Below are 22,378 nucleotides of genomic sequence, written 5' to 3' on the forward strand. Positions count from 1 at the left end.
CGCAGCTGGCGGCGCGTCGGGCTTTCCGGTGTGCGCCACGCTGAAGTGCGTCATCCGGAGGTCCTTACCCAAGCGACGTCTTGCCGAGATCCTCGAACAGCCGCACGTTGTCCCAGTAAGCGGCAAGCCGCGTGACGCGGCCGTCGGCATCGAACTCGAACACGAACGCATGTCGGAGCGAGAACGCCCGCCGGCGGTTCTGGATCCCGGCGAATTCTCGCGCCTGGGTGCCGCCAATTGTCACTTCCGCGGTGGCATGACGGCCGGCTTCGTCCGCATGGATCGCATCGACCTCGTTGCTCAGGTCCGGAAACGCATCGAGCAGCGCTGCCCAGATGGCTTTGCCTTCCAATACTGCCGGGCCGGTCACGGCGATCGGCACGTAGTCGAGCGTGGCATCCGGCGCGAACAGCGCGAGCATGCCGTCGACGTCATGCTGGCGATATCGATCGAAAAACGCGGTGACGACGTTGCGACGGTTCATGGCAACTCCCGAACGGAAAGTACTGCAACGGCGACGGTGGCCAGCGCCGGCCACCACCGTGTGTGGTGCGTCGAGGATGAAGCGACTTCTCCGCGCAAGGTAGCCCCCCGAATGGGGGGCTGAACAACCGGCATTCGTTCGAGAACAATGCGGGTCCTTCACCGTGGCTCGTGACGCGGCGCGAGCAGCGCGCCCCGGTCCGGGCATCACCTACTTATGACGGGCGGGGCCGAATCGCTATGCTGTTTCGGCGTGCAGCGCACCTCGGCCGGGCATCCGGCCGCGCCGCGGGCGCCGCTTTCCGGGTCGACGCACATGCGCACAGCGCGAGGAGAACGGGAACAGCATGACGCCGAGGAACCGCAGTCAACCGGCCGCCCGCGCGGACGCCGACACCATTGAAGTACTGGTGCGCACCAAGCTCGCGCCAGCGTCCGCCCGAGGCATCGTGTCGCGCATCGCGCGGTTGGGACGGCTCCAGCGCGCGCTCGACCGCCGGCTGACGCTCGTCTGCGCGCCGGCCGGCTACGGCAAGACGACGCTGCTCGCGGAATGGCGCGGCGCGCTCGTCGCATCGGACACGAAGGTCGCGTGGGTGAGCCTTGACCGGGACGACGACAATGCGTCCATCTTCTCGTCGTATGTGGTGGCGGCGATCGTCGATGCGACCGGCGGCGTCGGCGTGCGCGCGCAGGGGTTGCTGCGGGACCGCGCGCTGATTCCGCTGAAGACCGTGTTCGACGAACTGCTCAACGAGCTCGAGCATTCGGGCATCGAGCTGTTCGTAATGCTCGACGACTTCGATCGGCTGTCATCGCCGGTCGTCCACGACGCGATGTTCGAACTGCTGCGTTATGCGCCGTCGAACCTGCACGTCGTGCTGGCGTGCAGATCGCTTCCGGCGCTGCCGCTCAGCTACTTCGAATCGCGCGACCAGCTCGTGCGTATCGACGAAAACGATCTGCGCTTCGACGATACGGAGACGCGCGCCTTCTTCGAGCGGATCGCCGGCAAGCCGCTCAACGCGGAAAACGTCGAACGCCTGCGCGTGGCCACCGAAGGCTGGGTGTCGGGCTTGCAACTGGCGGCGCTCGCGCTGCAAGGCGACAGCGACGCGGCGCGCGTCGCCGAACAGGTGAGCCACGCGCGCGCGGGCATCGCAACGTATCTGAACGAGAACGTAATGACGCAGGTGCCGGACACGATCCGGCACTTTCTGCTGTATACGGCCGTGCTCGATCGGCTCACGCCGGCATTGTGCGACGCGTTGACCGGCCGAGACGATGCGCTCGACTGCCTCGAATGGCTGAGCGCACGCAACCTCTTCATCCGGTCGATCGACGGCGATCGCCGGCGCTATCGCTATCACGCGCTGTTTTTGCAGTATCTGCGCGACGAACTTGCGCTGCGCGAGCCTGCAGCGGTTGCCGTCCTGCATCGCCGCGCAAGTGCGTGGCACGCAGCCGAGCGGCAGTGGCCGGACGCTGTCCGCCACGCGCTCGCGGCCGGCGATTTCGACACGGCCGCCGGTTGGGTCGAAGCATGTGCGATGAAGCTCATCGCATCGAGCGACGTGCGCACCGTGCTCGACTGGGTGTCGCGCCTGCCTGTTGCAGCGCTCGCCGGCCGCCTGCGGCTGCGTATTGCGCACGCGTGGGCGCTCGCGTTGTCGATGCAGATGATCGACGCGCGCCGCGCGCTCGAGGCGCTGGAGAGCGACGTCGGCGCGGGGCGGCTCGATACCGACGCCGTCACCGCAACCGAGCTGCTGGCGGTGCGCTCGCTCGTTACTGCGCTGTCGGACCACAGCACCGCCGCGCTGCACCTCGGCGAACGCGTGCTTGCGGCCGAGCCGCCGGCGGGCTCGTGGATCGAGCAAATCGGGCAGACGACACTGAGTTTCGGCCTCGCCTACGCAGGACGCCTCGACGACGCGCTGGCGCTCCGCGCACGCGCCGAGCGCGCGGCGTCCGGCCACGAGCCGTTGTTCGCGAACGTGTATCGCCAAAACATGTCCGGTCTCGCGGAATTCGTCGCGGGTCGCCTGCATGACGCGTCGAAGACGTTCGAAGCCGCGCTGCGTGCCGCGGAGCGGGCGGCGGGACGCCTGTCGGCGGCCACGGCACTGTCGGCCGGTTACTTGTCGGCAATCTACTACGAGTGGAACGACTGGCCGAAAGTGCGCAGCGCGCAGGCCGACCGCTTCGACATCGCGATGCAGGCGTGCTCGCTCGGGCCGCTGCTGCGATTTGTGCAGATCGCCGCGTTGCTGCAGTTCCAGTCGGGGAACGACGCGCGTGCACATGAGCTACTCGACGAGGCCGATCACATCGCATCCAGTCGGCAATGGCTGCGGCTGCGTGTCGGTTGTATGGCGACCGGTGTGCGTCTGCATCTAAGCGCGGGAAAGCCGACGCAGGCACATCGCGTGGGGCGTGCGCTCGCGTCGCTGGTGCCCGCGACGGCGCGGGACGAGACGTCGAGCGAGGTCGAGACGTGGCAGATGGCCCGATCCGCGCATGCGCGGCTGCTGCTCGCCGACGCCCGCGCGAACGAAGCCGCGCAGGTCATGGCGGACGTGCACGACGTGCTCGCCGCACGCGGATTCGACTGGCAAGCGGCGCAGGCGGCGGTGTTGCGCGCGGTGGCATGCGAACTGGCAGGCGACGAGGAAGCGGCGCTCGCGACGCTCGCCCGCGCACTGGAATACGGCCAGGGCAACGGGCTCGTGCGCACCTTCGTCGACGAGGGCGCGGCGGTAGAGCGGATGCTCGCGCGGGTGCAGAAGCAGATCGACCGCTTTCCTGCGCTCGGCGCATGGTATCCGCGCGAACTGTTGCGCGCGTTCGACGCGCAGCGCGCCGCGAGCGCGACACCGGCGGGCCGCCCGGGCGCGGCCGGCAACCTCAGCGTGCGCGAGGCCGAGATCCTCGACTACGTGGCGCGCGGGCTGTCGAACAAGGAAATCGCGCGAGCGCTGCGCGTCGCGCCCGAGACGATCAAGTGGCATCTGAAGAACATCTTCGAAAAGCTCAACGTCACGTCGCGCATCCAGGCTGTACGCAGCGGGCTAGCGCTCGATGCGTCGCGCGTGCGGCCCGACGATGAATGAGCGGCCACCGTCCGTGCGCGGCCGGCGTCAGCGATGCTAGGCGAACGACGCCGAGATTTCGTCGATCGTCGCGCGAATCCGCGCGGTGTGGCGCAGGTCGCGATGGGTGACGAGCCACACTTCGTACGGCGCCGCGCGAACGCGCTCCGGCCACACGCGCGCGAGCCCGTCGCGCGCGCCCATGTGAACCGGAATCTCGCCGATCCCGAGGCCCGAGCGCAGTGCGGCACGCATCATCAGGTTGGAGGTCGTGCGCGCGACGATCCGGCCGCCGCGGATCGGCTCGCCTGCGATCGTCGGGGTTCGGCTCGCGTCGATGTACGGCTGGTAGACGACGAGGTCGTGCCCCGCGAACGCGTTGCCGCGCTCGGGTTCGCCATGCCGGTGCAGGTAGTCGTGCGACGCGAACAGACCCATGTCCCAGCGTGCGAGCCGGCGGGCGACGAGATCGGGATTTGCGGGCCGCACCGTGCGTATCGCGATATCGGCTTCACGCGTTGCGAGGTTGAGGATCTGCGTCGACGTGTTCAACGCGACCGATACGTCCGGATGCTTCGCGTGCAGTCGTGCAATCGACGGCATCACGAATTCGAGCGCGAGTGCGTCGGTGGTCGTGATCTTCACTTCGCCTGCGAGCCTGCGGTCGACGCCGTGTGTCAATCGCACCAGCTCGTGCGCATGCTGCTCCATCGCTTCGGCGGCGCGTAACGCGAGTTCGCCCACTGGCGTCGTCAGATAGCCTTTCGATGAGCGCAGGAACAGCGTCGCGCCGAGCATGTGCTCGAGCGTCGCGAGCCGTCGCCCGACGGTTGCCTGATCGATGCCGAGCGTCTGCGCAGCGCGGCGCAGGGTGCGCTCGCGATGAATCGCGAGAAAGACGCGCGCATCGTCCCAGTTCATCGTATGTCCCGACTGATGCATTTTTGCATTCCCCGACCGGCAATTCGCTGCGTGTGCGCGCGCAGCATCGCCCCTAGACTCCGTTCACACACCTTGCGATGCCGCGATTCCGGGAAGGCCCGTGAACTGAGCGCGCATCGACGAACATTGAGGATCATATCGTGATTGATGACGTGAAACCGCTGCCCACCGACATGACTGCGATCGAGATCGTGCGTCCCGGCGGCCCCGAAGTGCTCGTGCCGGCTACCCGTGCGGTGCCGTCGCCCGGTGCCGGCGAAGTGCTGATCCGCATTCACGCGGCTGGCGTCAACGGCCCGGACGTGTTCCAGCGCAAGGGGCTGTACGATCCGCCGCCCGGCGCCTCCGACATTCCCGGCCTCGAGGTCGCGGGCGAAGTAGTTGCGGTCGGGCGCGACGTCACGCGCTTCACGGCCGGCGATCGCGTGTGCGCGCTGATTCCCGGGGGCGGCTACGCGGAATACGCCGTCGCGAACGAAAGCAATACGCTTGCGATTCCGGAGGGGCTGGGCATGACGGAGGCGGCGGCAATGCCGGAGACGTTCATGACGGTGTGGCTGAACCTGTTTCAGCGCGGCGGGTTCAAGGCCGGCGAAAGCGTGCTGATTCACGGCGGCGCGTCCGGCATCGGCACGACGGCGACGATGTTGGCGAAGGCGTTCGGCGCGTCGAAGATCATCACGACCGTGGGCGCGGACGCGCAGCGCGACGCGAGCTTGCGTCTCGGCGCCGATCATGCGATCGACTACCGCAGCGAGGATTTCGTCGATGCGGTCGCGCGCTTTACCGACGGCCGCGGCGTCGACGTGATCGTCGACATCATCGCCGGCGACTACGTTGCGCGCAATTTCGCGGCGGCCGCGCTGAACGGCCGCATCGTGCAGATCGGCGTGATCAACGGCCCGGCGAAGGAACTGGACCTGTTCCCGATGCTGACGAAGCGGCTGACGCACATCGGCTCGACGCTGCGCTCGCGCACTTACGACGAGAAGGCGCAGATCATCCGCGAGCTGGAGCACGCCGTGTGGCCGCTGATCCGGCAAGGTGTCGTCAAGCCGCAGGTGTTCCGGCTGTTCGAGCTGCGCGATGCGCGTGCCGCGCACGAACTGATGGATTCCGGTCGTCATATCGGCAAGATCGTTCTGGTGACGCCCGCGGCGGAGCCATCGCTGCAGGCCGCCGTCGATGCAAACGTCAAGCATTCCACGTGACGTGCACACACTTCAGCCCCCCGCTCGGGGGGCTGAAGATGCGGCACGGATTGCCCGACAATCGGTACCACTGAATGCGTCGCCGCTCCGGCGGCAGCGCGCCGCGTGGGCGCCGTAAGGACGATGGGTCGAAATGGACATGCTCGAGAACATGCGGACGTTCGTGCGCGTCGTGCAGGCCGGCAGCTTCACGGCCGTGGCGAAGCAGACCGACGTCGCCACCGCGCAGGTGTCGAGGGCCATCGCGAGCCTGGAGGCGTACGCTCGGATCCGCCTGTTACACCGGACTACCCGGAAGATCGCGCTGACCGACAGCGGGCGCCGCTACTTCGAACGTCTGCTGTCCATCCTCGGCGACGTCGATCGCGCCAACGACGAGGCGCGCAACGCGCTGGTGCGTCCATACGGGCGCCTGCGCGTGCATACGATGCCCGGCCTCGGGCAGAGCCATGTGACCGCGGCAGCCATCGCGTATCAGAGGAATTTTCCAGAAGTCGCGATCGAGATGACTTATTCGCAACGCATGCCGAATCTCGTCGAGGAGGGCTACGACGTGTCGATCGTTACCGCGTCGAGCCTGCCCGACTCCGGCTATATCGCGCATTCGTGCGGGACGTCGCACAGTGTGCTGGTCGCGTCGCGTGCCTATCTGGAGCGCCACGGCGCTCCGGCGACACCGGCCGATCTCGCGAACCATACCTGCCTGCGTCTCGACACGCCCGCCGAGGCACACGGCGAATGGCGGCTGCACGGCACGGCGGGCGATACGATCGCACATACGGTGCCGGATGCGCCGTTCCAGGCGAATGCGCCGGAGTCGCTGTCGATTGCGCTGCATGCCGGACTCGGCATCGGGTCGCTCGCGATCTATTCGGTCATCGACGATCTGCGCAGCGGCCGGCTCGTGCGCGTGCTGCCCGACTATCGGCTGACGATGCTCGACGTGTACGTGATGTATGCATCGCGCCGCTTCGTCGATGCGAAGGTCCGCACATTTGTCGATCACGTGCGCGCGACGCTCGCGCTCGCGCTGCACGCCGACGAACGCGCGCTGACTGCGCTCGCGGTGCCGCGCGGCCGGGATCGCGGCCGCGTGCACGCGTTGACAGGCGCCGCCGCCTGAACGCTGGCGATCTGCCATTTTCCGTTTGTTACCGTTGAGGAGAAATCAGATGACGCACCGTTTTGCCATCGTCGTTGCAGGTTTTGTGGCGCTGTCGCCGATGCTCGGTCATGCACAGTCCGATACCGCCGCCGCCGTTGCGTCCGCGTCGACGCCGAACGCGTCGCCGCGCGCAGCAAAGAAGGCCGAGCGGGCTGCCGATCGCGCGTTCGCAAAGAAGGTACGTCAGGCCGTGATGAAGGCGCCTGGGCTCGGCAACGCCGAGATCACGGTGTTCGCGCGGGCGAGAACGGGCGACGTGACGCTGGCCGGGCTGATCACCGATGAAGCGCAGGACCGCGCTGCGGTCGAGGCGGCCCGCCAAGTGGCGGGCGTGACCTCGGTGAAGAGCCGGCTCCAACTGCGGCTGGAAGGCGGTCAGTGACGGGCAGGGGCGTGCGGTAAGCTGCGTATCCTTGCCGACCCTGTCGTGTAAAGAAGCCACGACGCAAGGTTCGGCAGGGAAGCGCGGGCGACACGGCGCGAGCTGCTCGTCTCTCACCGCCTGCCGGTGGTGGAAGCCGTCAGATCCGCCCCATCAGCACCAGTATCACGACGATGACGACGACCAGCCCGAGGCCGCCCGACGGCCAGTAGCCCCACTCGCGGCTGTGCGGCCACGCCGGAAACGCTCCAATGAGCAGCAGAATCAGAACGATGATAAGAATCGTACCGAGCATCGCATCCCTCCTGAACGTGGTGACATGACGGGGGCGAATGTCGCAATTCGCGTGCCGCGACGCGGAGATGCCGAAAGGAACTGCAAGCGCATTGTCTGAATACGCTCCAACTTGCCAATTCACAGGATGAATACTGAACGATTCAGAAAATAAATTTCAAAAATGCGGACCGGGTCGCTATGCTGGGTCTTCGGTTTCCTCACGCGGCAGGCAGGCAAATGGCTGAACTCTTTCTGGTACGGCATGGGCAGGCGTCGTTCGGCACGGACGATTACGACCGGTTGTCCGCCGCCGGCGAGCAGCAGGGCGCGTGGCTCGGCGAATACTTCGCGCGGCAGGGGCTGACGTTCGACCGCGTGATTTGCGGGACGATGAACCGGCATGCGCAGACGATTGCCGCGATCCTGCGCGGAATGGGCAGCAAAGGCGTGCACGTCGATCGCCATCCGGGCCTGAACGAATACGACTTCCACGGGTTGTTCGCCGCCGCGGCGAGCGATTATCCGGAGATTGCGCGGCTCGCGGGCGGCTCGATGAAGGAGCATTTTCGCGCGCTGCGGCAGGTGCTGCACTTGTGGGCCGACGACAAGCTTGGCAACGCCGCGCCCGAAACCTGGGCGAACTTCCAGCGGCGCGTGGCGGACGCGCGCGCCGCGATCCGCACCGGCGGCAGCCAGCGCGTGCTCGCGGTGAGTTCGGGCGGCCCGATCGCGGTGACCGTGCAGCAAGTGCTTGCCGCACCGCCGTCGAGCGCGATCGCGCTGAACCTGCAGATCCGCAACAGCAGTCTTTCGCAGTTTTTCTTCAACGCCGACGCGTTCCACCTGGCGTCGTTCAACGGCATCCCGCATCTCGAGGATCCCGAACGACATGCATGGCGCACGTACGGCTGATCCTACGAACGATCGCGACGATGACAAACGCTTCCCAACCCCTCGACGCAGCCCGCCTCACGCGCTATCTGGAAGCGCACGTGCCGGGTTTCGAAGGCCCGCTCGACATGGAGAAATTTGCCGGCGGCCAGTCGAACCCGACGTTTCTGCTGCACGCGAAGAGCGGCCGCTATGTGCTGCGCCGCCAGCCGCCCGGCGAGCTGCTGAAGTCCGCGCATGCTGTCGATCGCGAATTCCGCGTGCTGAGCGCGCTGTCGGGCACCGCGGTGCCGGTCGCGCGTCCGTATCACCTGTGCGAAGACCGCGACGTGATCGGCAGCCTGTTCTACGTGATGAGCTTCGAGGACGGCCGGATCTTTTGGGACCCGGCGCTGCCGGAGTTGCCGAAGGCCGATCGCGCGCTTTGCTACGACGCGCTGCTCCGCACGATGGCCGCGCTGCACGACGTGGACGTCGACGCGGTCGGTCTTGCCGACTACGGCCGCCCGGGCAACTACTTCGAGCGCCAGATCGGCGTGTGGACGAAGCAGTATCGCGCGGCGGAGACGGAACGCCTCGATGCGATGGAGGCGCTGATCGACTGGTTGCCGAAAGCCTGCCCGGACGACACGGGCCGCCCCGCGCTCGTGCACGGCGACTTCAGGATCGACAACCTGATGTTCGCGCGCGACGACTATCGCGTGCAGGCCGTGCTCGACTGGGAACTGTCGACGCTCGGCAACCCGCTCGCCGATCTCGCATATTTTTGCATGTGCCTGCGGCTGCCGTCGGGCGGGCAGGTGCGCGGTCTCGCGGGCCAGAATCGCGCGGAACTCGGGATTCCGGATGAAGCGGCGATCGTCGCCCGCTATTGCGAACTGCGCGGGATCGAGCCGATTCGCGACTGGCATTTCTATCTCGCGTTCAGCTTCTTCCGGCTCGCCGCGATCGCGCAAGGCGTGAAGGCGCGTGCGCTGCAAGGCAACGCATCGAGCGAGCAAGCGCTGCGCGTCGGCGCAATGGCCGGCCGGCTGGCCGAGATGGCCGTCGGCGTGATCGACCCGCATCGCTGAACGCGCGGACATCGGCAGCGTCGCCAGCGTCGCGCGGCCGCGACACGACAACACATCAATGGAGGAGCACAGCAACATGGCAACGAACCTGTTCGACCTGACGGGCAAGATCGCGCTGGTGACGGGCGCGAGCCGCGGCATCGGCGAGGAGATAGCGAAGCTGCTCGCGCAGCAGGGCGCGCACGTGATCGTGTCGAGCCGCAAGCTCGACGACTGCCAGGCGGTCGCAGATGCGATCGTCGCGACGGGCGGCCGCGCGGAGGCGCTCGCGTGCCACGTCGGGCGTCTGGAGGACATCGCCGCGACGTTCGAGGCGATCCGCGCCAGGCACGGCCGGCTCGACATCCTCGTGAACAACGCGGCCGCGAACCCGTATTTCGGGCACATCCTCGACACCGATCTCGCCGCGTACGAGAAGACCGTCGACGTGAACATTCGCGGCTACTTCTTCATGTCGGTCGAAGCCGGCAAGCTGATGAAGGCGCAGGGCGGCGGCGCGATCGTCAACACTGCGTCGGTGAATGCGTTGCAGCCGGGCGACCGGCAGGGCATCTACTCGATCACGAAGGCCGCGGTCGTCAACATGACGAAGGCGTTCGCGAAGGAATGCGGGCCGCTGGGCATCCGCGTGAACGCGCTGCTGCCGGGCCTCACGAAGACCAAATTCGCGGGCGCGCTGTTCGCCGACAAGGACATCTACGAAACCTGGATGACCAGGATTCCGCTGCGCCGCCACGCGGAGCCGCGCGAGATGGCCGGCACCGTGCTGTATCTCGTGTCGGATGCGGCGAGCTACACGACCGGCGAATGCATCGTCGTCGACGGCGGCCTGACGATCTGAACGAACGGAAACACGGAATCTCGAGGAGTCGATCATGGACTTTGGCTACACCCCCAAAGTAGAAGAACTGCGCGAACGCGTGCGTGCATTCATGGACGCGCACGTCGTGCCGCGCATCCGGCAGTGGAACGACGAAGTGCATGCGGGGCAGTATCCCGTGTCGTTCATGGAAGCGCTGAAGGAACGCGCAAAGGGCGAGGGACTGTGGAATCTGTTCCTGCCGCACCTGAAAGACGACGAGCCGGGCACGGGGCTGACCAATCTCGAATATGCGCCGCTCGCAGAGATCATGGGCCGCGTGAGCTGGGCGTCGGAGGTGTTCAACTGTAACGCGCCGGACACCGGCAACATGGAGTTGCTGCACATGTTCGCGACGCCCGAGCAGCGCGAACAGTGGCTGCTGCCGCTGTTGCGCGGCGAGATTCGTTCGGCGTTCGCGATGACGGAGCCCGACGTCGCATCGTCGGACGCGACCAACATCACGACGCGCATCGAGCGCGACGGCGACGACTACGTGATCAACGGCCGCAAGTGGTTCATTACGAACGCCGCGCACCCGAACTGCAAGATCTTCATCGTGATGGGCAAGACCGATCCGCAAGCGGAATCGCACCGGCAGCAGAGCATGATCCTCGTGCCGCGCGACACACCGGGCGTTACCGTCGTGCGCAACATCACGGTTGTCAATCACCATGCACCGGAAGGTCACTGCGAAATCACGTTCGACAACGTGCGCGTGCCGGCGCGCAACCTGCTCGGCGAAGAAGGCAGCGGTTTCGCGCTCGCGCAGGCGCGCCTCGGCCCGGGCCGCATCCATCATTGCATGCGCTCGATCGGCGCGGCGGAACTCGCGCTTGAACTGATGATCGACCGCGCGCAGTCGCGCGAGGCGTTCGGCAAGCCGCTGAACCGGCACGGCACGATCGGCGAATGGATCGCCCGCTCGCGCATCGAGATCGACCAGGCGCGGCTGCTCGTGCTGAAGGCCGCATGGATGATCGACAAGGTCGGTGCGAAGGCGGCGCGCAAGGAAATTTCGATGATCAAGGCGCTCGTGCCGACCGTGTACACCGACGTGTGCGACCGCGCGATGCAGGTGTTCGGCGCGATGGGTCTGAGCCCCGACACGCCGCTCGCCGATCTGTGGACCTGGGGCCGCGCGCTGCGCTTCGCGGACGGTCCGGACGAAGTGCACCTGCAGGCGATTGCACGGATGGAGATCAAGGACGCGGTGCGCGGCTCGACGGAACCGTACCTGACGCGGCCGCCGCGCGGTTGAGCGGCGCGGCGTGGGCTCCAGGAGATCCGGCGATGCGGCTATCCAAGATCGATCTGAACCTGTTCGTCGTGTTCGACGCGATCTACAACAAGCGCAACCTGACGCGCGCGGCGGAGGTGCTGAACCTCACGCAGCCGGCCGTCAGCAACGCGCTGGCGCGGCTGCGCAAGACACTGAACGATCCGCTGTTCGTCAGCACACCGGGCGGGATGATGCCGACGCCGCTGGCCGAGAACATTGTCGGCCGCGTGCGCGAAGCGCTGCAACTGCTCGATTCGAGCGCGCACGAAGGCGACGTGTTCGATCCGGCGTCGTCCGAGCGCGTGTTCCGCTTGAGCATGAGCGACCTGACCGAAGCGCTGCTTCTGCCGGCACTCGGCGAGCTGTTGCTCGCGCACGCACCCGGCATGCACGTGCGCAGCTACACGATGGACCGCCGCGAAGTGGCCACCGCGCTCGCGAACGGCTCCGTCGACATCGCGATCGACGCGCCGCTGATCGGCGATCCGCACCTGCACCAGGCGCTGCTCGTGCGCGACCGCTACGCGTGCATGATCCGCGACGACCATCCGTTCGACGGCGACACGCTGACCATGGACGACTATCTGTCGATGGGGCACATCCACGTGTCGAGCCGCCGCAAGGGCAGCGGGCATGTCGATGCGGAGCTGACGCGGCTCGGGCTGCGCCGCACGATCCAGATGCGCGTGCAGCATTACATGGTCGCGCCGCTGATCGCGATGCGCAGCGATCTTGCGCTGACCGCGCCGCTCCGGCTGCTGCAGCGCTATCCGGCGCGGATTCTCGAACTGCCGTTCGAGATGCCGGCGCTCGAATATTTCTGCTACTGGCATCGCAGCGCCGATCAGGATCAGGGCAGCCAATGGCTGCGCGAGCAGTTGATGATGCTGATGGGCGGCATCGGCGACGTGCGGTGACGCATGCGCGGCCAGTCAATACGCGTCGTCGTCGAAGCGTGACGATGCAGGCCGCCGCTTCATGTCCTTCACCCATTGGCGGACGTTGTCCGGATCCTCGAATTCTCGCAGCGCGACGGCCAGATCCTGGTTGCTGCGCTGCATGCCGGCGATGTCGCGCGCGAGCATCCGCATCACGGTGTCGGGTGCGACCTTGGTGGATGAAGCGATGCCGTAGGTGCGCCGGAAATCGTTCTCGACGTGCTGAAGCTCCTGATCCAGTTCGCGCAGCTGTTCGTCGAGGATCCCGTTGTAGCGCATCAGTCGGGCTTCGCTGAGGCCGTCGATCGCACGCCGGTCGATCTGTTCGATCTCCAGTTGCAATTCCAGCAGCTGCAGCAGTTTGCCGTTGTCGTAAGCGTGATTGACGCGCTGCATCAGCGCGGTCTTGCGAGCCTGTTCGTTCGGATCGGATTCGCGATCGGGATGCAGCGCGCTCGCGAGCTTGCGATAGATCGCGCGGATCGATTTGTTCGATTCGGCCCGCTCGGCTTCGATCCGGGCCTGTGCCGCCGATTGCTTCGGCGCTTTCTTGCGTTGCGCGCGCTGCGCTTCGCGGGCCGCGTGAGCGGCCATGTCGCGTTCGAACTGCGCGTCGAGTTCCGCTTGCATCCGCGCGGCGAGTTCGTCGGGAGACAGCGAGTCCAGATCCGCGGCCGGTTTCGGATCCGCGTCAGGCGCCGGCTTTGCCGGTTCGGCATCGATTGCCGCGTTGCCGCCGTGCTCGACCGCGCGATGCCGGTCGTAGACGGCCTTTAGCGCCGGGTCGTCGCTGACGTTCAGCAAGTCGCCGGCCATGTCGGCGATCAGGTCCGACAGCGTGCGTTGCTCGGCCTTGCTCAAGCCTTTCCGCAGGAACGCGTCGTCAAGCAGCTGGATCAGTTTGATCCGCAGCGCCGTCGATTCCCGTTCGAGCGGCAGCAGCGTGTCGACGAACTTCTTCTGGAACGCCGGCGTTACCGCTTCCCACGCGCCGAGCCGCTCGCGCCGCTTTTCGATGTGCTTGACGAGCGTGTTGAACGTTTTCTGGGCCTGGGACAGGCTGGCTGTCTCGTGACCGGGCGCGATCGTGACCGCGGCACCGCGACGTGCGGTCATGTGAGTGTCCTCCGGCCGCGGCGGGAGGCGCGGCAGCGCGGTATTTTAGCTGGACGGGCGTGCTGCCGGCACGGTGGCCGTTTACGTCCCGGCTTCAAGCGGCGCGCCGCAAGCCGGGCGCGGGCCGGCCGTTGGCGTCAGAACAACTGCCCTTGCCCTGAAATCACGCGTTCGAAGTCGTCGCGCAGGAACGGCAGGATCGCGTCGGCAACCGGCTGCAACTGGCGACTCACGTAGAACGCGTAGTCGATCGGCGAGCGCATCGTTTCGAGCGGCTCCGGGCCGGCCGTCGTGATCACGTAGCTGATCCAGCCGCCGCGCTGATATTGCAGCGGCCGGCCGTGCGCGTGGTTGAACTCGTCCGCGATTCGCGCGGCGCGCACGTGTGGCGGCACGTTGCGTTGGTATTCGCTCAATGGCCGCCGCAGCCGCTTGCGGTAGATCAGTTGCGCATCGTATTCGCCGGCGAGCGTGCGCCGCACGTAGTCGCGAATGAAATCCTGGTACGGCTCGCGCTTGAACACGCGCCGGTACAGCTCGCGCTGAAATTCCTGCGCGAGCGGCGTCCAGTCGGTGCGCACCGTTTCGAGCCCCTTGAATACGAGATCGTCGCCGCCGTTCGCCGCGCGAGCGAGGCCGGCGTAACGCTTCTTGCTGCCTTCCTCCGCTCCGCGCACGGTCGGCATCAGGAAGCGGCGGTAATGGCGCTCGTATTGAAGTTCGAGCGCGCTTTCGAGCCCGAAGCGATCGCGCAGATGCGTGCGCCACCAGTGATTCACGTGTTCGACGAGTGCGCGCCCCTTCGCGGCCGCTGCGTCGTCGTCGTGCTCGCGGCCGAGCCACACGAACGTCGAATCGGTGTCGCCGTAGATCACTTCGTAACCCTGCGCCTCGATCAGCTCGCGCGTCCGGTGCATGATCTCGTGGCCGCGCATCGTGATCGACGACGCAAGGCGCGGATCGAAGAACCGGCAGCCGGTCGAGCCGAGCACGCCGTAGAACGAGTTCATGATGATCTTGAGTGCCTGCGACAGCGGCGCGTTGCGTTGCCGTTTCGCTTCGTCGCGGCCTTCCGACACGCGCCGCACGATGTCGGGCAGGCAATGCGCGGTGCGCGAGAAGCGCGCGCCAAGAAAGCCGGGCACGGACGCATCGTCGCCCGGATGCGCGAGCCCTTCGATGAGCCCGGCAGGATCGATCAGGAACGTGCGGATGATCGACGGATAGAGGCTCTTGTAATCGAACACGAGCACCGAGTCGTACAGGCCGGGCCGCGAATCCATCACGAAGCCGCCGGGGCTGTTCTGTCCGACGACGTCGCCGAGGTTCGGCGCGACATACCCGAGCCGATGCATGCGCGGCAGGTACAAGTGCGTGAACGCGGCGACCGAGCCGCCGGTCCGATCGGCCGCCAGGCCGGTGACGGTCGCGCGTTCAAGCGCGAACGACAGCAGGTCGGCCTTGTCGAAGATGCGCGTGACGAGTTCGCAGTCCTTCAGGTTGTAGTGTGCGAGCGCGGGCTTGTCGTGATCGAAGCGCCGCTGGATCTCGTCCATCCGCTGATACGGATTGTCGATCGACTTGCCTTCGCCGAGCAGCGACTGCGACACGTATTCGAGGCTGAACGACGGGAACGTCCACGTCGCCGATTTCAGCATGTCGATGCCGTCGAGGATCAGGCGGCCGGCCGCGCCCGCGAAGAAGTGGTCGGGCTGCTGGCCGTGCGCGCGGCACTCGAGCACGCTGCCGTCGCGCCCGAGCTTCAGCGGCACGCCATATTGCTCTGCGTGCGCATGCAGGATGCGCAGATCGAACTGTACGAGGTTCCAGCCGATCACCGCATCGGGATCGTGTTCCGCGAACCAGTCGTTGAGCCGCGTGAGGATCTCGGCGCGGCTGTCGCAGTAGTCGAGGCGGAAGTCGATCCCGCGCCGCGCGTCGCCGTTCGGCGGCCCGAGCATGTAGACCTGCCGCTGCCCGCAGCCTTCGAGCGCGATCGAATAGAGCTCGCCGTGCACGCTCGTCTCGATGTCGAGCGACACGCAGCGCAGCGTCGGACGATAGCCGGTCGCGGGTTTCAGTTCGCCGTCGACGAGCGTGCCGTCGCGGCTCGCCGTGCCGCGAAACAGCACGGGTGCGGTGATGAAGCGCTCCATCGTGTAGCGGTCGGGCGGCTGGATGTCGGCTTCATAGACGTCGATGCCGGCTGCCGACAGGCGTTTCTGCAGCCCGGACAGATGGCGATAGCGGCGGCAGTAGAGTCCGACGACGGGGCGCTGCCGGAAGTCGCGTAGCGCGAGCGGGCGCAACTCGGCATCGCGTTCGCCGGCCAGCGCGTGTTCGGCGAGCGCCTGCTGGTCGGCCGGCACGAACGCGACGGCTTCCTGCGGGCGCAGCCGTACGCGGCGCGGGCCGTGTTCGGTTGCCAGCCAGAACTCGATCTCGATGCCGGATGCGGTGTCCCGCCAGTGGCGGGTGAGAATGAAACCCTGCTCGAACTCCGTCAAAACGCTTGCTCGTCGTGGATGCCCAGGCCGCGGATTTTAGCGCCTGCGCCCCGATCCCGCCGAACGCGGCGTCGATGGCATCAGGCGGCAGGAAGTCGCCGCGCCCCGCGCCGCGGTGCGGGAATGGTCGACCGCACGAACGCGTCGGCGGCGCACGGTGACCGGATGGCGCACGGAGGTGACGTATCCGTCGGCAGCAAGTTCGTGTGCGTTGCCTTCGAGCGGCGACAGCGTCGCCGTTGTGTCTTGTCCATCCGGGAATTCGATCACCGCGGCGCGCGTCGTGCGGGATGCGCGCCGGTACGTTCCCGCCCGTGACGATACTGCCGGTATGCAGATGCCAATGCGCGGCGCGCAGCAGGATCGCAATGGGCGCGCGCATCGTCAAAGCGTGCCGCGGCGCCGCGCATCGTCCTCGACCCGCGCAAGCAAGCCGTCGAGCGAATCGATCGGAATCGGCTTCGCGAAATGATCGTGGAAGCCGGCGTCTTCGGTATCCTTGCGATCCGACGAACGCACGTGGCCGGACAGCGCGACATACATCGCATCAGGCGCGGCGCCGGTCGCCTTCAACTCGTGCAGCAGCTCGAACCCGGTAACGTCGGGCATGCTCAAATCGATCAGCATCAGGTGCGGCGCGAACTCGCGCGCCAGCGGCAACGCCTCGCGCGCGTGGTATGCGACGCGGGTCGTGTGCCCTTTGATCTGCAGCAGGATGCCGAGCGTATCGGCCGCTTCGTGATTGTCGTCGACGATCAGGATTCGCAACGGGTGCGCTGCCGAAGCAATCGGCGGAGCCGGTCTCGAGTCCACACCTTCGTGCTGCCGCGCGATCGGCAGCCGAACGGTAAACGACGATCCCTTGCCGATGCCTGCGCTGTGCGCCGTGATGCTGCCTTCGTGCAGTTCGACGAATTTCCGGCAAATCGCGAGGCCCACGCCGAGCCCGCCGGCCGCGTAGCGTCCCGCGCCGCTCTGTTGTTCGAACAGGTCGAAGATCGACTCCTGCGCGCCGGGCACGATGCCGATCCCGCGATCGACCACATCGATCGCCGCCGCATCTGCCTCGGTGCGCACGTGGATTTCGATGCGCTCGCCGTTCGCGGAATACTTCGACGCGTTGTCGAGCAGGTTGTATAGCACCTGCACGAGGCGCGCGTCGTCGCCGTTCACGATCACGGGCGCCGGCGGCAGCCGCACGAAAATCTGCTGGCCGCGCGCATCGACTTTCGGCTGAATGCCCTGCACGCTGCGATAGACGATATCGCGTACGTTCAGCGGCGCCTTCTTCAGTTCGACCTTGTCGGACTTGATGCGGCCAATGTCGAGCAGATCGTCGACGAGCCGCACCAGTTGGCCGATCTGGCGATCGGCGATGTCCTTGCATTGCGTGAGCGTGGGACCCAGTTCGGACGGCGGCAGGCTGTGCAGGATCCCGATCGTATGCCGCAGCGGCGCGAGCTGGTTGCGCAATTCGTGCGCGAGCGTCGCGATGAAGACGTCCAGCCGTCGCGTGGCCGTCTCGAGTTCCTCGACGCGCTTGCGCTCCGTCATGTCCCGCGTGATCTTGATGAAACCGCGCAGCTCGTTCGACTCGTCGCGCACGGCGGTGATGGTCACGCTGGCCCAGAAGCGCGACCCGTCCTTGCGCAAGCGCCAGTTTTCGTCCTGGAAGTGGCCGTATGCCGCTGCTGCCTCGAGCGCATGCGCGGGTACGCCGGCGGCGACCGCATCTGCCGGATAGAAGCGCGAAAAATGGGTGCCGATGATCTCGTCCCCGCGGTATCCCTTGATGCGTTCCGCACCGGTATTCCACGTCGCGACGTTGCCGTGCGGGTCGAGCATGAATACCGCGTAGTCGGTGATCGAGGCGACGACCGTCTGGAAGCGGAATTCGGCGAAACGGTCGAGCAGCGGCTGGTCGTGCGCGGCCGGCTGATGATTCGAAACGGGGGGGAGCGGCTGGTCTGGCGTCATCGGAGAACTCGTTCTACGTAGCTATTGCGCTGCGAATTCCATGACAGCGCCAGGGGTTCATGCTCGGTCGTGCGTCGATCGGGATCGGAAAAGAAGAGCGCCGCGGAAGCGGCGAAGCAAAGCGGACGCGCCCTCATTGCGGCGTGCCGCGACGCGGACACGCGGCGGCAAGGTTTATGCGAATGGCACAGGCCGGCATGCGTGACGGACGTTGATGGAACCGTTCGGCGCGGCAATGCGCGGCCTTTGCGCGCGGCGCTGACGGTGGGCGTCAATGTTCGAGCATTCGCGTGACGTTGCCGACGCGACATCGCCGAATCGATCCCGCTGCCGCGATGCGCGGCGCGCCGGGCGTCGCTCAGACCGGCATCGCGATGCCGTCCCGCTTCAGGTGTTCCGCGCGTTGCGGCCGCTGATACAGATAGCCCTGCGCATACTGGATGCCGACCGCATGCAGCGCGCGGTGCTGCTCTTCCGTTTCGACGCCTTCGGCAATGATCTTGAGGCCGTAGTGGTGCGCGAGCGCGGCGATCCCTTCGATGAGCCGCGCGTTGCCCGTCGTCAGCTGTGAGATGAACTGGCGATCGATTTTCACGTAGTCGAACGGAAAGCGCGACAGCATGTCGAGATTGCTGTGATGCGTGCCGAAGTCGTCGATCGCGAATTTCGCGCCGGCCGCGCGCAGTGCGGCAAAGAGCGCCGTGGTGCGCGCATTCTTTTCGAGCATGATGCGCTCGGTCACTTCGAGCACCAGCGTGAAGCCTGGCGGAAGCCGGCGAATCGCGTCTTCGACGATCGATGCGAAGCGCGGCCGTTCCAGATCCTTCGGCGCGATATTGATCGCGATGCGCAGCGGCATCGGCGGTGCGATGTCGGTCAACTCCGCGACGGCCGTGCGCAGCACGAATTCGGTGATCTTCGGCAGAATCGCGCTCGATTCGACCTGCGGGACGAACACGGCCGGGCTGATGGATCCCCATTTCGGGTGCTGCCAGCGCAGCAGCGCCTCGACGCCGACGGTGCGTCGCGTGCGCACGTCGACGATCGGCTGATACACGACATGGAATTCGTTGCGGTTCAGTGCATTGCGTACGGCCTTCAGCAGCAGCCGGCGCGGCGCCATCGCGAGCAGGTAGGTCACGGCGACAAGCCCGTTCAGCAGCAGTGCGATCGTGATGCAGGTCAGCCGATAGTGCCGGGTCACTTGCGATACGTACGACTGCGACGACGTAACGGACACCGTAAACGGCCACGTACGCGAAGCGATCGCGCTGCCGCCGTTCGGCGCAGCGCCGAACGGCGGCACGAACCCGCCATGCTGATCGATGCCGCCCGCGCCGTCGACCGTCAGCGTGGCCGTTTCCGCACCGAAGCGCGTGCCGTGCGCGAGCATGTCCGCGACATAGTCGCCTTCGACCAGGTAGAGCACGCCCGAGCGGGGGGCAGTCGCGCGAAATGCCGCGAGCACCGGCGTTTGACGCTGAAACGGCGTTTGCGGAATCAGCGCGACGGCCGTCATTCCCGGCTCCGGAGCGTGCAGGTATGCGTCGAGCGGCACGTCGATCGGCCCGAGCGCCGACGAACACGTGACGCGGCCGTCGTTGGCGAGCGCGACCGCGCGTAGATACCGCAGGTGCGTGCCGATTTCGGCCAGCGTGCGGAAGATCGCCGTGCACGGTCGGCCGACCAGCGCATTCAATTCGTCCGGATGCCGCGAGCGAATCCCGTCGAGGATGTGATTGACGGAGACGACGATGTCGTTTGCTACAACCCGTTCGTGCCGTGCAACCGATTGGCGCGCCAGACGCTCGGCCACGATGAGCGCCAGCACGAGCACCAGCATGCAGGCGACCACGGTAACGAGCAAGACGATATGCGGCCACACGCCGCTGCGCTCGAATGCCGGCTTCGAGCCCGGCGTCGGCGTGGAGGTTCCTCGGGTCGTATTTGTTGTTGTACGCATGGGAATGCAGGTCGAACCGGTCGATGGATGGACGCGAAGCATTCGCCGTACCTGGCCGGGGCACGGTAATGCGCGCCGCAATTGGCGCGCGGGACGACTCCACGCTCGCGCATCGTATGACGCGGCATCGCGGCGGAATCGTCGAGGTCGATGCGTTTCTCCCTAACATACATCGATTATGCATGTATATTGGCGTCGCACATCGAAAAAAACCCCGACCGCATCGTTGTACGGTCGGGATCCAAGACACCGTCTCTTGGCACGAGGAGGGTGCGCGGCAAGTATATGCCGTGATGCTCGATTACGAAATAACAATATTCAACAAATGGTGTCGGCGGTCGATTGATGCTCAACAGGAAATATTTGCGTAGCACGTCACCTCCAGCGACCAAGCTCGCCGGGGCGCCGAATCGGCGCCAGCGATGTTCAGCAGCGCGCGGAGCGGCTTTTGCTGACGGGCGTGTCGGGCAGATGCGGGGTGCCGGGCGGCGCCGGTTCAGAAGTCGTCGCGCATTTTGCGGAGCAAGTCGCGCGGTGACTGATGCGTATCCACGGCGGTGAGTACGTCGGTGATGAACCACGGCAGGTTCAGCTGCGTGTCGGAATCGCCTGCACATACGCGAATCGGCGGGGCTTTCGATGCACCGCGGGTGTCGGACGTGTTGCCGGACGACGTACGCGACGGCACGCAGTTTTTCAACTGCTGCGGTGCCTGCGTGGCGGTGCCGCCGATGGTCGTGCCGGCAGCGGCCGGCAAGCTCGCAGCAGCGAACAGAATCAGGATCGCGAACGATACGGCGTGTTTCATGGCGCTCTCCGACGATGCTGGTTCGACATCGTCGCCGGATCGGAGTTCGCGGTTCGCAACGGATCTGCATTCGAGGTTTAACGGCCGGCGGATGCCACACTTGAACGATGCCGTTTCAAGCGTGCACGAAATTCGCGGGCCGCGACCGTTATCGGCCGTGCGGCTGCTGCGAGATCGCGCGGCAACAGACCAAATGCGCACGTGATGTTTCAAACGTTAAGAATCGTTCGACTGGCCGTTTGAACGCTTGCGATCGCGAATGCCGTCATTTATCGTGCGGCCACGACCGCGCCGACACCGCGCGTCAGGCCAGATCGCAAGGAGCATCCGTCATTACCGCATTCAATCGTCGCACGCATATTCGTGCTTTTCTCGTCGCATCGATTGCCTGTTTCATGCTGTCGCATCCGGCATCGGCCGCATACACCGAATCGTGGATGAGCGACCATGATGTCAAGACATACGCCGAACAAACCAGGCGAGCGCCTGTCGCAGCGAGCCATGCGGTCGCCGTGAAACCCGCGCTGCACCGCGTTCGCTCGAAGCCGAACATGCCGGCCGTCGCACGTGCCCACGCGACGGCCCGGACAAAATCGCAGCCGGCAACCGCCAGCGCAAAGGCGCCCACGGTTCAACATGCGGCGGTCGCCACGACAAAGGCTCGCGTCGCCGCGCAGCCGAAGGCGAACCCGCTCGCACGCGCGAGCACGCCAGTTCAGCATTGAGCGGCAAGCAAGCATGCGCGAAGCGCAGCTTCGCGGGCGTGCGTCAGGTGGCCGGTGCGACCCGGCCCGGACGAACGCGCGACGATCAGTGCAGGTCCGCCGAGGCGATCGAGCGCACCGTATCGCTGATGCGCACGCATCGCGAAAGGCCGAACGTCTCCGCTTCGCGACGCTCGGGTTCGCTGCTTGCCACGGCTACCGCGCGCTCGGGCGGCACGCCCAGCGCCTGCAGCGCGACGTCGAACGGATGCTGCCTTGCCATGGAGTCCTGCTGATGAGCGTCCGTCACGACGACCGAGAAGCGGTCGAGGTTAGCGCGGCCGAACTGGCCTTCGAACATGTCGCTGAGCCGGGCGGCCGGCAGCGTCGTGACGAGGCCGAGCCGATATCCTTGCTCCGCTGCGCTGTCGAGCCACTGGATGATCGCATCGCGCTGATTGCGCGATTCATGTGAATCCGGTGTCGCCTCGATCTGCGCGAATGCGGCATCGAGACGGGTGACGATGGCTTCAATGACCACGGTGATTCCTCTCCTGACACGTGACGATCCGTTCGCGGACGGGAATGCCACACACCTTAGCGTCGATCCCGAAAATACGACTAATTAATATTTATATGTGACTCATACGCTCCGGCTAATGAGTCATGCACCCAGCCCGAGTGCGCGCGGGTTACGGCGCGATGCGCG

The 22,378-nt window shown here is 66.1% G+C and carries 18 protein-coding genes; 9 read left to right on the forward strand and 9 right to left on the reverse strand.

The genetic code is table 11. The features are described 5' to 3' along the window. Positions 1-64: 64 nt before the first annotated feature. Positions 65-484, reverse strand: coding sequence for a nuclear transport factor 2 family protein (locus tag KDW55_RS22515; RefSeq protein ID WP_059548965.1), 420 nt, complete (start codon positions 482-484; stop codon positions 65-67). Positions 485-830: 346 nt separating this feature from the next. Between KDW55_RS22515 and KDW55_RS22520 the strand changes: the two genes are divergently transcribed. Then, complete coding sequence (locus KDW55_RS22520) at positions 831-3,596, forward strand: LuxR C-terminal-related transcriptional regulator (protein WP_212161119.1); 2,766 nt, start codon at positions 831-833, stop codon at positions 3,594-3,596. A gap of 36 nt (positions 3,597-3,632) precedes the next feature. Here the strand turns inward: KDW55_RS22520 and KDW55_RS22525 are convergent, their stop codons facing one another. Next, positions 3,633-4,496, reverse strand: a complete 864-nt coding sequence (locus KDW55_RS22525) for a LysR family transcriptional regulator (RefSeq protein WP_040140895.1) — start codon at positions 4,494-4,496, stop codon at positions 3,633-3,635. A 194-nt stretch (positions 4,497-4,690) separates the two neighbouring features. On the opposite strand from KDW55_RS22525, the gene KDW55_RS22530 reads away from it, so the two are divergent. The 3 genes from KDW55_RS22530 (at position 4,691) to KDW55_RS22540 (ending at position 7,275) form a co-directional block, all read left to right on the forward strand. Then, positions 4,691-5,728, forward strand: coding sequence for an NAD(P)H-quinone oxidoreductase (locus tag KDW55_RS22530; protein WP_059548967.1), 1,038 nt, complete (start codon positions 4,691-4,693; stop codon positions 5,726-5,728). 133 nt (positions 5,729-5,861) lie between these two features. Further along, positions 5,862-6,851: a LysR family transcriptional regulator gene (locus KDW55_RS22535; RefSeq protein ID WP_212161118.1), complete on the forward strand. Its 990-nt coding sequence runs from the start codon at positions 5,862-5,864 to the stop codon at positions 6,849-6,851. Between the two features lie 49 nt (positions 6,852-6,900). After that, the gene (locus tag KDW55_RS22540) at positions 6,901-7,275 is read left to right on the forward strand and encodes a BON domain-containing protein (protein ID WP_059548969.1); all 375 of its coding nucleotides are present in this window, start codon (positions 6,901-6,903) and stop codon (positions 7,273-7,275) included. Positions 7,276-7,414: 139 nt separating this feature from the next. Here KDW55_RS22540 and KDW55_RS22545 read toward each other — a convergent pair whose 3' ends face one another. Beyond that, entirely contained in the window at positions 7,415-7,570 is a 156-nt protein-coding gene (locus KDW55_RS22545; RefSeq protein WP_040139026.1) for a DUF3309 family protein, read from the reverse strand. A 218-nt stretch (positions 7,571-7,788) separates the two neighbouring features. Here KDW55_RS22545 and KDW55_RS22550 point away from each other — a divergent pair, with 218 nt between their 5' ends. The 5 genes from KDW55_RS22550 to KDW55_RS22570 all read left to right on the forward strand — a co-directional run bounded on the left by KDW55_RS22550 (position 7,789) and on the right by KDW55_RS22570 (position 12,573). Beyond that, on the forward strand, positions 7,789-8,463 hold the full coding sequence (locus KDW55_RS22550; RefSeq protein ID WP_069242524.1) for a histidine phosphatase family protein: 675 nt from the start codon (positions 7,789-7,791) through the stop codon (positions 8,461-8,463). A 20-nt stretch (positions 8,464-8,483) separates the two neighbouring features. Further along, the gene (locus KDW55_RS22555; protein WP_069243473.1) at positions 8,484-9,515 is read left to right on the forward strand and encodes a phosphotransferase; all 1,032 of its coding nucleotides are present in this window, start codon (positions 8,484-8,486) and stop codon (positions 9,513-9,515) included. A 76-nt stretch (positions 9,516-9,591) separates the two neighbouring features. Then, complete coding sequence (locus KDW55_RS22560; protein ID WP_069242525.1) at positions 9,592-10,356, forward strand: SDR family oxidoreductase; 765 nt, start codon at positions 9,592-9,594, stop codon at positions 10,354-10,356. 34 nt (positions 10,357-10,390) lie between these two features. Continuing rightward, complete coding sequence (locus tag KDW55_RS22565; RefSeq protein WP_040139029.1) at positions 10,391-11,635, forward strand: acyl-CoA dehydrogenase family protein; 1,245 nt, start codon at positions 10,391-10,393, stop codon at positions 11,633-11,635. A gap of 32 nt (positions 11,636-11,667) precedes the next feature. Next, entirely contained in the window at positions 11,668-12,573 is a 906-nt protein-coding gene (locus tag KDW55_RS22570) for a LysR family transcriptional regulator (protein WP_059548972.1), read from the forward strand. 15 nt (positions 12,574-12,588) lie between these two features. On the opposite strand, the gene KDW55_RS22575 is transcribed toward KDW55_RS22570, so the two are convergent. The 6 genes from KDW55_RS22575 to KDW55_RS22600 all read right to left on the reverse strand — a co-directional run bounded on the left by KDW55_RS22575 (position 12,589) and on the right by KDW55_RS22600 (position 22,210). Beyond that, positions 12,589-13,710 (reverse strand): J domain-containing protein, encoded by a 1,122-nt coding sequence (locus KDW55_RS22575; RefSeq protein WP_212161116.1) that lies wholly within the window; start codon positions 13,708-13,710, stop codon positions 12,589-12,591. 137 nt (positions 13,711-13,847) lie between these two features. Further along, complete coding sequence (locus KDW55_RS22580; protein WP_209822125.1) at positions 13,848-16,217, reverse strand: DNA polymerase II; 2,370 nt, start codon at positions 16,215-16,217, stop codon at positions 13,848-13,850. A gap of 384 nt (positions 16,218-16,601) precedes the next feature. Further along, positions 16,602-18,194, reverse strand: a complete 1,593-nt coding sequence (locus tag KDW55_RS22585; protein WP_069242529.1) for an ATP-binding protein — start codon at positions 18,192-18,194, stop codon at positions 16,602-16,604. Between the two features lie 358 nt (positions 18,195-18,552). Then, a complete protein-coding gene (locus tag KDW55_RS22590) occupies positions 18,553-20,199 on the reverse strand; it encodes an EAL domain-containing protein (protein ID WP_212161115.1) in 1,647 nt (548 codons plus the stop codon). A 454-nt stretch (positions 20,200-20,653) separates the two neighbouring features. Then, on the reverse strand, positions 20,654-21,178 hold the full coding sequence (locus tag KDW55_RS29510) for a hypothetical protein (RefSeq protein WP_226209186.1): 525 nt from the start codon (positions 21,176-21,178) through the stop codon (positions 20,654-20,656). A gap of 597 nt (positions 21,179-21,775) precedes the next feature. Continuing rightward, complete coding sequence (locus KDW55_RS22600) at positions 21,776-22,210, reverse strand: phosphatase (protein WP_212161114.1); 435 nt, start codon at positions 22,208-22,210, stop codon at positions 21,776-21,778. Positions 22,211-22,378 lie beyond the last annotated feature (168 nt).

Origin of the sequence: Burkholderia sp. AU19243, assembly GCF_018148075.1 — a bacterium.
GTDB classification, from domain to species: domain Bacteria; phylum Pseudomonadota; class Gammaproteobacteria; order Burkholderiales; family Burkholderiaceae; genus Burkholderia; species Burkholderia latens_A.

Coding starts and splice junctions, on each gene's coding strand:
- KDW55_RS22555 (WP_069243473.1), top strand. CDS start 8,484: ATGACAAACGCTTCCCAACCCCTCGACGCAGCCCGCCTCACGCGCTAT.
- KDW55_RS22570 (WP_059548972.1), top strand. CDS start 11,668: ATGCGGCTATCCAAGATCGATCTGAACCTGTTCGTCGTGTTCGACGCG.
- KDW55_RS22525 (WP_040140895.1), bottom strand. CDS start 4,496: ATGAACTGGGACGATGCGCGCGTCTTTCTCGCGATTCATCGCGAGCGC.
- KDW55_RS22590 (WP_212161115.1), bottom strand. CDS start 20,199: ATGCTTCGCGTCCATCCATCGACCGGTTCGACCTGCATTCCCATGCGT.
- KDW55_RS22535 (WP_212161118.1), top strand. CDS start 5,862: ATGGACATGCTCGAGAACATGCGGACGTTCGTGCGCGTCGTGCAGGCC.
- KDW55_RS22530 (WP_059548967.1), top strand. CDS start 4,691: ATGACTGCGATCGAGATCGTGCGTCCCGGCGGCCCCGAAGTGCTCGTG.
- KDW55_RS22550 (WP_069242524.1), top strand. CDS start 7,789: ATGGCTGAACTCTTTCTGGTACGGCATGGGCAGGCGTCGTTCGGCACG.
- KDW55_RS22540 (WP_059548969.1), top strand. CDS start 6,901: ATGACGCACCGTTTTGCCATCGTCGTTGCAGGTTTTGTGGCGCTGTCG.
- KDW55_RS22545 (WP_040139026.1), bottom strand. CDS start 7,570: ATGCTCGGTACGATTCTTATCATCGTTCTGATTCTGCTGCTCATTGGA.
- KDW55_RS22520 (WP_212161119.1), top strand. CDS start 831: ATGACGCCGAGGAACCGCAGTCAACCGGCCGCCCGCGCGGACGCCGAC.
- KDW55_RS22515 (WP_059548965.1), bottom strand. CDS start 484: ATGAACCGTCGCAACGTCGTCACCGCGTTTTTCGATCGATATCGCCAG.
- KDW55_RS22560 (WP_069242525.1), top strand. CDS start 9,592: ATGGCAACGAACCTGTTCGACCTGACGGGCAAGATCGCGCTGGTGACG.
- KDW55_RS22565 (WP_040139029.1), top strand. CDS start 10,391: ATGGACTTTGGCTACACCCCCAAAGTAGAAGAACTGCGCGAACGCGTG.
- KDW55_RS22585 (WP_069242529.1), bottom strand. CDS start 18,194: ATGACGCCAGACCAGCCGCTCCCCCCCGTTTCGAATCATCAGCCGGCC.
- KDW55_RS22575 (WP_212161116.1), bottom strand. CDS start 13,710: ATGACCGCACGTCGCGGTGCCGCGGTCACGATCGCGCCCGGTCACGAG.